Genomic DNA, 7,919 nt, shown 5'->3' with positions numbered 1-7,919 from the left:
CTTCGTAGCGCACGTCGAGTTCGCGTTCGCCGTGGCCGCTCTTGCGGTCGGCGACGACGGCGGCCTTGCCGGCGTGGGCGGGGGCGGCGTGGGCGATGGCGGGTCCGGCGATGCCGCCGGCGGTGGCGGCGATGCCGGCAGCGGTGAGCACGGTCTTGCGCAGCAGGGTGGTAGCCATGGTGGTGCCTCCCAGGGGGTTGGGGGATCACGCGGGCGCGGGGACGCCTGCGTGGAGGGGGAAGTCTTGGCGCGACCCGGGGGTCTGCGCGGGCCTTCGGGCCTGTGTTGACGCGCGGCCCGGGGGTGGGCGCGGGCCGGGCCACGGGTGGTGGCCGGCGCGGCGGCTCCGGGGGGATGTAACGACGGCCGGTGGCCGCGTATTCCGGCGCGGGCCGGGCCGGTTCGGCGGCTCGGGGGTGTAACCACGGCCGGTGGCCGGTCATTCCGACCGGGCTGCCGGCGGCCCGAGAGGGCCGGGCTCCACGCGGTCTGCCAGGTATAACGCCCCGCCCCCGGCGCCGATTCCGCCATGACGGTGGCGTCGACCACGGCCGACCCCGCCGTAACGGACACTAATCACATTCATCTTATAAAAACGCAGCCAAAAAGCGTGGCCTGTGAATCTTGGTACGGAGCGGCCCCTATGGGGGCCATTCGCCACCAAGATCTCCGGTCGTCCCGCGAGGCGGACGATTGGTCTCGGAGAGTGAAATGTCCGGCTGTGGCCGACACCGGTTCGCCGAGGTGGCGTCATGGGACGCGCGGGGATACCGCCACCTCGGCGTACTGGAGTCGATCAGCGAGCCCTTAGGTCAGCCCGGTCAGCGCCGCCTACCGGAGCGGCGGAACGCCCAGATTCCGCCGGCGATCGCCACGGCTGTCGGCAGAAGGCAGCAGAGCAGCAGGACGGACAGGTGCCACGGCTTGATCGCTCCCATGGGCCGAAGGATAGTCGCCGGAGTCCATCACGGCCGTGGTCAGGACGGCGTCTTCGCCGGGTCGCCGTCGAGGGCGGCGAGGATCGCCTCGGCCGTACGCCGGCCCACGCCGGGCACCTCGGTGATCTCCTCCACGGTGGCCGCCGAGAGCCGCTTGAGCGAGCCGAAGTGCCGCAGCAGCGCCTTGCGCCGGACGTCGCCGAGGCCGGGCACGTTGTCCAGCGCGGACTCGGTCATCCGCTTGGAGCGCCGCTGGCGGTGGAACGTGATGGCGAAGCGGTGGGCCTCGTCGCGGACCCGTTGCAGCAGGTAGAGCGCCTCGGAGGTGCGCGGCAGGATGACCGGGTAGTCGTCGTCGGGCAGCCAGACCTCCTCCAGCCGCTTGGCCAGCCCGCACAACGCCACGTCGTCGATGCCCAGCTCGGTCAGCGCCTTGGCGGCGGCGGCCACCTGGGGTGGGCCACCGTCGACCACCACCAGCTGCGGCGGGTACGCGAACCGGCGCGGCCGCCCGGTCGTCGGGTCGATGCCGGGGCGGTCGGGGTCGGCGGCGGTCTCCTCGCCCAGCTCGCCGGTCTCGGCCCGCGCGTCGAGGTAGCGGGCGAAGCGTCGGCGCAGCACCTCGGACATGGCGGAGAGGTCGTCGGTGGCGCCGCGCACGATGAACCGGCGGTATTCGCTCTTGCGGGGCAGCCCGTCCTCGAAGACGACCATGCTGGCGACCACGTCGGTGCCCTGGATCTGGGAGACGTCGTAGCACTCGATGCGCAGCGGCGAGGTGCGCATCGCGAGCGCGTCGGCGATCTCGTCGAGGGCCTGGCCGCGGGTGGTCAGGTCGCCGGCGCGCTTGAGCTTGTGGCGGGCCAGCGCGTCCCGGGCGTTGCGCTCGACGGTCTCCAGCAGCGACCGTTTGTCGCCGCGCTGCGGCACCCGCAGCGACACCCGGCTGCCGCGCCGGGTGGAGAGCCAGTCGGCGAGCGCGTCGGCGTCGGCGGGCAGCTCGGGGACGAGCAGTTCCCGGGGGACGTCGGCCTCGCCCTGTTCGCCGCCGTAGACCTGGGTGCAGAAGTGGTGCACGAGGTCGCCGGTGGTCAGCTCCTCGGTCTTCTCCACCACCCAGCCGCGCTGGCCGCGCACCCGGCCGTCGCGGACGTGGAAGACCTGCACCGCGGCTTCGAGGGGGTCGTCGGCGAACGCCACCACGTCGGCGTCGGTGCCGTCGCCGAGCACCACGGTCTGCTTCTCCATCGCCCGGCGCAACGCGGCCACGTCGTCGCGCAGCCGGGCGGCCCGCTCGAACTCCAACTGCTCGCTGGCGTCGAGCATGTCCTTCTCCAGCCGGCGGACCATGGTGTCGGTGCGGCCGGCCATGAAGTCGCAGAAACCGTCGACGATCTCCCGGTGGCGCTCGGCGCTCACCGTGCCGACGCACGGCGCCGAGCACTTGCCGATGTAGCCCAGCAGGCAGGGCCGCCCGACCTGACCGGCCCGCTTGAACACCCCCGACGAGCAGGTGCGCGCCGGGAAGACGCGCAACAGCAGGTCGAGCGTCTCGCGGATGGCCCAGGCGTGCGAGTAGGGCCCGAAGTAGCGCACCCCCTTGCGCTTGGCGCCGCGCATCACCTGCAGGCGCGGGTATTCCTCGTCGAGGGTGACCGCCAGGTAGGGGTAGGACTTGTCGTCGCGGTAGCGGACGTTGAACCGGGGGTCGTACTGCTTGATCCAGGTGTATTCCTGCTGGAGCGCCTCCACCTCGGTGGCGACGGTGATCCAGTCGACCGACTCGGCGGTGAAGACCATCTGCCGGGTGCGCTGGTGCAGGTTGACCGGGTCGGCGAAGTAGGAGTTGAGCCGGCTGCGCAGGTTGCGCGCCTTGCCGACGTAGATCACCCGGCCGGTGCCGTCGCGGAAGCGGTAGACCCCTGGGGACTCCGGAATGGTGCCGGTCGCGGGACGGTAGGTCGAGGGGTCAGCCACGCGTCAAGCCTAGTCCGCACCCCCGACACCCGGCCGCCGCCGCACCCCGCCCGCGGGCGGCGGACGGAGGCGGCGCCGGCGATCAGGCCAGCGCGATCCGGTCGCCCTCGACCTTGATCTCCTTGGCCGCCAGCGGCTTCGTGGCGGGGCCCGCCTTCACCGAGCCGTCGGCGATCGAGAACCGGCTGTTGTGGCAGGTGCAGTTGATGGTGCCGCCGTCGACGTTCGACACCGGGCAGCCCTGGTGCGTGCAGATCGGGTCGAACGCCTTGAACTGGCCGGCCTCGGGCTGGGTGATCACGACGCCCTTGCTGGCGTACACCGCGCCGCCGCCGACCGGGATGTCGGTGGTGCGGGCCAGCGGACCGCTGCTGTCCCGGTCGCCGCCGCCGGCGTCGCCGGTGGCGCTTGCTCCGGGCGGTCCGCCGCTGGTCGGGGCCGCTCCCGGGGTCGCGTCGTCGTCGCCGCAGCCCGCGAGCACCACGGCCGCACCGACCGCGCCGGCGCCCGCGAGCAGGGCTCGGCGGCTCTGGGTGACCGGCCCGGTCAGCACCTGATCATCACTCATCTCCGGCCTCTCTCTCGACTGTCGCCACCGGTCATGATCCCGGGGCCACACTGCGGTACACGCACCAGCGTGGTGCACGGTTCATACTGACGCGTCACGAAATGGGCACCGGCGCGGACACGCACGGGCGGGCCGGTCACCCGGCCCGCCCGTGGTACGCGTCGGTCAGCGCACTCCCGCCGGCACCTTGCGGGCGCGCGACTTGGTGGCGCCGTTGGCCTTGGCCGCCCGGGTGGTCGCCGCCTTGGCGCCCTTGGCCTCGCCGGCCAGCTTGAGGATCGGCCGCAGGAACTCACCGGTGTGGCTCTCCGCCACCTCGGCGACCTCCTCCGGGGTGCCGGTGGCGAGCACCGTGCCGCCCCGGTGACCGCCCTCGGGCCCCATGTCGATCAGCCAGTCGGCCGTCTTGATCACGTCGAGGTTGTGCTCGATGGTGATCACCGTGTTGCCCTTGTCGACCAGGCCCTCCAGCACCATCAGCAGCTTGCGGATGTCCTCGAAGTGCAGGCCGGTGGTGGGCTCGTCGAGCACGTAGACCGTGCGGCCGGTGGAGCGCTTCTGCAGCTCGGAGGCGAGCTTCACCCGCTGCGCCTCACCACCGGAGAGCGTCGGCGCGGGCTGGCCGAGCCGCACGTAGCCCAGCCCGACGTCGACGAGCGTCTTCAGGTGCCGGTGGATGGCCGGGATGGCGGAGAAGAACTCGGCGGCCTCCTCGATCGGCATGTCCAGCACCTCGGCGACGGTCCGGCCCTTGTAGTGCACCTCCAGCGTCTCCCGGTTGTAGCGGGCGCCCTTGCACACCTCGCAGGGGACGTAGACGTCCGGCAGGAAGTTCATCTCGATCTTGATGGTGCCGTCACCGGAGCACGCCTCGCAGCGCCCGCCCTTGACGTTGAACGAGAACCGGCCCGGGCCGTACCCCCGGACCTTGGCCTCGGTGGTCTCGGCGAAGAGCTTGCGGACGTGGTCCCAGACGCCGGTGTAGGTGGCCGGGTTGGAGCGCGGGGTGCGCCCGATCGGCGACTGGTCCACGCCGACGACCTTGTCCACGTGCTCCAGGCCGGTGATCCGGGTGTGCCGGCCGGGCACCAGCCGGGCCCGGTTGATCTGGTTGGCGAGCACCGTGTAGAGGATGTCGTTGACGAGCGTCGACTTGCCCGAGCCGCTGACCCCGGTGACCGCGATGAGCTGACCGAGCGGGAAGCTGACGGTGAGGTTGCGCAGGTTGTGCTCGCGCGCGCCGTGCACCACAAGCTCCCGGCCCGGCGTCTGCGGCCGGCGGGCGGGCGGGGTCGGGATGGTCTTCCGCCCGGCCAGGTAGGCGCCGGTGACCGACTCGTCGTTGTCGAGCAGGGCCGGCACCGAGCCGCTGTGCACGATCCGGCCGCCGTGCTCGCCCGCGCCGGGACCGATGTCGACGATCCAGTCGGCCACCCGGATGGTGTCCTCGTCGTGCTCGACCACGATCAGCGTGTTGCCCAGCCCGCGCAGCCGCAGCAGCGTCTCGATGAGCCGGTGGTTGTCCCGCTGGTGCAGGCCGATCGAGGGCTCGTCGAGCACGTAGAGCACGCCGACCAGGCCGGAGCCGATCTGGGTGGCGAGCCGGATGCGCTGCGCCTCGCCGCCGGAGAGCGTGCCCGCCGGCCGGTCCAGGGAGAGGTAGTCCAGGCCGACGTCGAGCAGGAACCTCAGCCGGGCGTTGATCTCCTTGAGCACGCGCTCGGCGATCATCTTCTGCCGGTCGGTCAGCTCGATGCCGGCGAGCAGGTCGGCCGCCTCGCCGACGGAGAGGTTGCAGACCTCGGCGATGCTCCTGCCCGCCAGGGTGACCGCGAGCACCTCCGGCTTGAGCCGGGCCCCGCCGCAGGCCGCGCAGGGCACGTCGCGCATGTAGCCCTCGTACTTGTCGCGGGACCACTCCGACTCGGTGTCGGTGTGCCGGCGCTCGATCCACTGCACCACGCCCTCGAAGCCGGTGTAGTAGGAGCGCTCGCGGCCGTACTTGTTGCGGTAGCGCACGTGCACCTGGTCGTCGGAGCCGTGCAGGATCGTCTTCTGCGCCCGCGACGGCAGCGCCCGCCACGGCGTGTCGACGTCGAAGTGCTCGGCCTCGCCGAGCGCCTCCAGCAGGCGCAGGAAGTATTCCAGGTTGTGGCCGGTGGCCCAGGGCTGGATCGCGCCCTCGCGCAGCGTGCGCTCCGGGTCCGGGATGACCAGCTCCGGGTCGACCTCCTTCTTGGTGCCCAGGCCGGTGCACTCCGGGCAGGCGCCGTAGGGCGCGTTGAAGGAGAAGACCCGGGGCTCCAGGTCCTCGATCGCGAGCGGGTGGTCGTTCGGGCAGGCGAGGTGCTCGGAGTAGCGGCGCTCCCGGGCCGGGTCGTCCTCCGGCAGGTCGACGAAGTCGAGCAGCACCAGGCCGCTGGAGAGGCCGAGCGCGGCCTCGACCGAGTCGGTGAGCCGCTGCTTGGCGCTCGCCTTGACGCTGAGCCGGTCGATCACCACCTCGATGGTGTGCTTCTCCTGCTTCTTGAGCTTCGGCGGCTCGGTCAGCGGATGCACCACGCCGTCGACCCGGGCCCGCGCGTAGCCCTTGGCCTGCAACTCGGCGAAGAGGTCGACGTATTCGCCCTTGCGGCCACGCACCACCGGCGCGAGCACCATGAACTTGGTGCCCTCGGGCATGGCGAGCACCCGGTCGACGATCTGCTGCGGGCTCTGCTTGGAGATCCGCTCGCCGCAGACCGGGCAGTGCGGCTCGCCGATGCGGGCGAAGAGCAGGCGCAGGTAGTCGTAGACCTCGGTGATGGTGCCGACGGTGGAGCGCGGGTTGCGGGAGGTGGACTTCTGGTCGATGGAGACCGCGGGGCTGAGGCCCTCGATGAAGTCGACGTCGGGCTTGTCCATCTGGCCGAGGAACTGCCGGGCGTACGACGACAGCGACTCGACGTAGCGGCGCTGCCCCTCGGCGAAGATGGTGTCGAACGCCAGGCTCGACTTGCCCGAACCGGAGAGCCCGGTGAAGACGATCAGGGCGTCCCGGGGCAGGTCGAGACTGACGTCACGCAGGTTGTGCTCGCGCGCGCCACGGATGATCAGACGGTCGGCCACGGTGCGTGTGCTCCCGGAAGAAGAATGTGAGGCGAAGTCTGTTTTTCATGAGTTGCCAGGCTGGTTTCCCCACTACGGCAGCGCAGGGAAAGCGCCCCGGCAACTCTAGCCCCGAGGTGTGACAACTTCCGTCGCGCGACCATTCCCCCAGTTCAGAGCGCCCCGGGAGCGGGCGGTGTCGCCGACCGCCCGGTGCGCCGCCGCCCGCCGCGCCAGCCGCCCCGCCGCTCGGCGGCGAGCCGGACCGCGCGTCGCCCGCTCTCGTACGCGATCTCCCGCTGCAACCGACGCCAGCTCTCCCACCGGCGCGCCGGCAGCTCGCCGCGGTCCAACGCGTCCCGCACCGCGCAGGCCGGCTCGGCGTCGTGCGCGCAGTCGGCGTACCGGCAGCCGGCGGCCAGCTCGGCGATGTCGGCGAACGCCCGGTCCAGCCCGACCGTGCCGTCCAGCAGGCCGACCGCCCGTACCCCCGGGGTGTCCAGCACCGCTCCCCCACCCGGCAGCGGCACCAGCGCCCGCCAGGTGGTGGTGTGCCGGCCCTTGCCGTCGACCCGGCGGATCGCCTGGGTGGGCATCACCTCCGCCCCGGCCAGCGCGTTCACCAGGCTCGACTTGCCGGCGCCGGAGGGGCCGAGCAGGCCCAGCGTGCGCCCCGGGGCGACGTGCCGGCGCAGCGGCGCCAGGCCGGTGCCCCGCTCGGCGCTGACCGGCAGCACCGGCACCCCGGGGGCCAGCTCGGCCAGCTGCCGGGCCACGGCGGCCGGGTCGGCCGCCAGGTCGGCCTTGGTGAGCACCACCAGCGGCTCGGCGCCGGATTCGTGGGCCAGGGAGAGCAGGCGCTCGATCCGGGCGGCGTCCGGCGCCGGGTGCACCGGCTCGACCACCGCGGCGGCGTCGAGGTTGGCGGCCAGCACCTGGCCGCTGGCGTCCTTGCCGGCCGTGCGCCGCACCAGCGCGGTGCGCCGGGGCAGCACCGCCTCCACGGTGACCGGGCCGTCCGGCCAGGTGGCCAGCAGCACCCAGTCGCCCGCGCAGGGCAGCGCGGTCAGGTCACGGGCCGCGGCGGCGAGCACGCCGCCGCCGAGGCTCGCCCGCACCGGGCCCTCCGGCCGCAGCACGGTGCACACGCCGCGGTCCACCCGGGCCACCCGCCCGGGTCGGTGGTCGGCGCGTCGATCGAGGTGGGTCGCCCAGTCGGCGTCCCAGCCGAGGGCGGTCAGGTCGAGGGTCATGAGGTCCTCATCGGTGTCGTGGGGATCCGGGGCGAAACACGCGCGCTGCGACCGGCATGCTCACCGAGCTTTCTCCGTTCGCGACTGCGGGGCTCG

The 7,919-nt window shown here is 72.6% G+C and carries 4 protein-coding genes and 1 pseudogene; all 5 read right to left on the bottom strand.

Going from position 1 to position 7,919, the window contains the following annotated elements:
* A pseudogene (locus ACGFI2_RS12570) lies at window positions 1-178 on the bottom strand (phytochelatin synthase); the annotation flags it as partial.
* 799 nt (window positions 179-977) lie between these two features.
* Window positions 978-2,915, bottom strand: a complete 1,938-nt coding sequence (gene uvrC, locus ACGFI2_RS12565; protein WP_393514950.1) for an excinuclease ABC subunit UvrC — start codon at window positions 2,913-2,915, stop codon at window positions 978-980.
* An 82-nt stretch (window positions 2,916-2,997) separates the two neighbouring features.
* Window positions 2,998-3,483, bottom strand: coding sequence for a Rieske (2Fe-2S) protein (locus ACGFI2_RS12560; RefSeq protein ID WP_393514947.1), 486 nt, complete (start codon window positions 3,481-3,483; stop codon window positions 2,998-3,000).
* Between the two features lie 165 nt (window positions 3,484-3,648).
* Entirely contained in the window at window positions 3,649-6,591 is a 2,943-nt protein-coding gene (uvrA, locus tag ACGFI2_RS12555; RefSeq protein ID WP_393514944.1) for an excinuclease ABC subunit UvrA, read from the bottom strand.
* Between the two features lie 152 nt (window positions 6,592-6,743).
* Window positions 6,744-7,823: a ribosome small subunit-dependent GTPase A gene (rsgA, locus tag ACGFI2_RS12550; RefSeq protein WP_393514941.1), complete on the bottom strand. Its 1,080-nt coding sequence runs from the start codon at window positions 7,821-7,823 to the stop codon at window positions 6,744-6,746.
* Window positions 7,824-7,919 lie beyond the last annotated feature (96 nt).

The organism is Micromonospora sp. NPDC049282, from assembly GCF_043197045.1.
Classification (GTDB): Bacteria; Actinomycetota; Actinomycetes; order Mycobacteriales; family Micromonosporaceae; genus Micromonospora.
Note: the sequence above shows the minus strand (reverse complement) of the source record. Positions and strands in the feature narration are given on the sequence as shown.